This window comes from Bifidobacterium sp. POST2/T3 (B1) (genome assembly GCF_058197115.1).
This window is the reverse complement of the sequence record NZ_JBVPQK010000389.1, coordinates 1-2,396: the sequence shown is the minus strand read 5'-3', so window position 1 is coordinate 2,396 and position 2,396 is coordinate 1. Positions and strand designations below refer to the sequence as shown.

The window sequence follows — 2,396 nt, the reverse complement described above, 5'->3', positions numbered from 1 at the left end:
CTGGACCTGTATCAAATCAATACGACCTATTACTCGGCATTGGCTTGCCATGACAGGGCCTACCTGGCTGCAAGAGCCGTTCAGTTCTTCCTTCCAGGGGTGCCTCAGGTCTATTATGTCGGGGCACTGGCCGGTGCCAATGACATGGATCTGCTGGCGAGAACCCGCAATGGTCGAGATATCAACAGGCACTACTACACCGAAGGGGAGATTGAGCGGAATCTGACAAGACCGGTCGTTCGCTCCTTGAACGCTCTGTGTCGATTGCGCAATAAGCTGGATGCCTTCAATGGCAAATTCTCTTATCGAATCGATGCGACACGTGGCGCGCTTCGTCTTGTCTGGCAGGGAAAGACTAGTAAGGCTGAGCTGATCTTCTGCCCATTCGCCGCTATCGGCACCTTCCCGGCTCTGAGTGACCGAACGGAGACAATAGGGGAAAACGGCGGAAATGCCAGCCCGCAATCGTCAGGCAAAGATCCCTCTCTCGCCACGTTGGTCTGGTCGGATGCTCAGGGTTCGCACCTATGTCTTGATTTGTTGACAGACCTGGGCGAGTGATCCTTTCAGCCCTTTCCTGGCATGGGGAGGGGGCTGGAATTGATTTTTCGCTACATTATGCCAGAGCGGTTTCAAGGTAGGCATATGCCCGGTTGGTCTGGAGTTGTTCGATGGGTAAAAGTGAGGCGGAAAATTGTGCGTCATTTTTGTTGAATTGCTCGTAAGCGAAAGTGAATAGTCCATATTGTGAACCCGTTCGGCGCTCCACTCTGTAATGGCGATATGGTGCCAGTACTTGGCTCCTGCGGGGAGCTGATTGATGCGAAACAAATGGAGAGGAGGCTTTCAGCGATGACTGCACAGTTCAATTGCTTCTTGGTATTGCTGCGAATTATTAGCTTGTCTTCGCTGATGAGCTGATTCGACGCAGACTCGGATCCTGTCAGCGCAGGCAGGATCCGTAATCGTGATTTTCCGACAATAAGATTCAACATCCTGCCGATGGCGAGATTCAAGTTAGCTGATGAGGCCATACCTGTTCGTGTCGATGAGTGTTGACCAATTGATTGCCGGAAAGGAGATGACGCGTATCGGAGCGGCTGGTAGCCGCTTTTCGTTCGAACAATGAGTCGTGGAACTTATGCCGGCCATGCCACGAGTATGGTTGAATGCACAGAAGGTGCATCAGGTAGTTCGATTTCGGCAGATGGACAAAATCCTGCGCTTGGAATCGATGAGTAGCATCCACTGACTGGAATCAAGTCGTAGAACAATTATGCGTGAAGCGGTTGTAGCCGCCCAGGAAGGGCGCGGACCGCACATAAAGGAGTGTAGATAATGGCAGCACAGATCTGGTATGAGAAGGATGGGGACCTTTCGGTTCTGGATGGCAAGAAGGTGGCCATCATCGGCTACGGTTCCCAGGGACATGCTCATGCGCTGAACCTGCGTGATTCCGGTGTGGACGTTGTGGTCGGCCTGCGTGCCAACTCCAAGTCGGTGCCCTTCGCCAAGGAGCAGGGCCTGGAGGTCAAGACCGTGCCCGAGGCCACCAAAGAGGCCGACATCGTCATGATCCTGGCTCCCGACCAGTACCAGCGCAACATCTGGCGGGACGACATCGAGCCCAACATCAAGGAGGGTGCGGCTGTCGCCTTCGCCCACGGGTTCAACATCCATTACGGCTACATCAAGCCCAGCGCCGACCACCCGGTCTTCATGGTGGCCCCCAAGGGCCCGGGCCATATCGTCCGTCGTGAGTATGTCGCTGGCCGTGGCGTGCCCGTGGTCGTGGCCGTGGAGCAGGATCCGCGCGGCGACGCCTGGGACATCACCCTGGCCTATGCCAAGGCTCTGGGCGCCCTGCGCGCCGGCGCCATCAAGACCACCTTCAAGGAAGAGACCGAGACCGACCTCTTCGGCGAGCAGGATGTGCTCATGGGCGGCGTCAACCACCTGGTCGAGGCCGGCTTCGAGGTGCTGACCGAGGCTGGCTACCAGCCGGAGATCGCCTACTTCGAGGTCTGCCACGAGCTCAAGATGCTGGTCGATCTGATGAACGAGGGCGGCCTGAACAAGGCCCGCTGGTCCTGCTCCGACACCGCCCAGTACGGCGATTTCACCTCCACCGTGGTGGACGAGTCCACCAAGGACAGGATGCGTCACCAGCTGCAGCGCATTCAGGACGGCTCCTTCGCCAAGGAGTTCATCGACGACCAGGATGCCGGCGCCCCCAAGTTCAAGGAGTTGCAGGAGAAGTACTCCCACGAGAAGATCGAGGAGGTCGGCCCCAAGCTGCGCGCCATGTTCTCCTGGAACAAGGACGTCAAGGATGCCGACGAGGCCCAGTCCTTCACCGGCAAGATCGCCCGTTCCCAGGTGCAGTGACCTCTAGG

General features: G+C 57.0%; 2 protein-coding genes. Both read left to right on the top strand.

Annotated elements, in window-relative coordinates; genetic code table 11:
• The coding region (locus AC0AP0_RS11965) for a sucrose phosphorylase domain-containing protein (protein WP_490430627.1) at nucleotides 1-561 on the top strand (561 nt) is incomplete at its 5' end.
• Between the two features lie 777 nt (nucleotides 562-1,338).
• A complete protein-coding gene (gene ilvC / locus AC0AP0_RS11960) occupies nucleotides 1,339-2,388 on the top strand; it encodes a ketol-acid reductoisomerase (RefSeq protein WP_015022635.1) in 1,050 nt (349 codons plus the stop codon).
• Nucleotides 2,389-2,396: the final 8 nt, after the last annotated feature.

Coding starts and splice junctions, on each gene's coding strand:
- ilvC (WP_015022635.1), top strand. CDS start 1,339: ATGGCAGCACAGATCTGGTATGAGAAGGATGGGGACCTTTCGGTTCTG.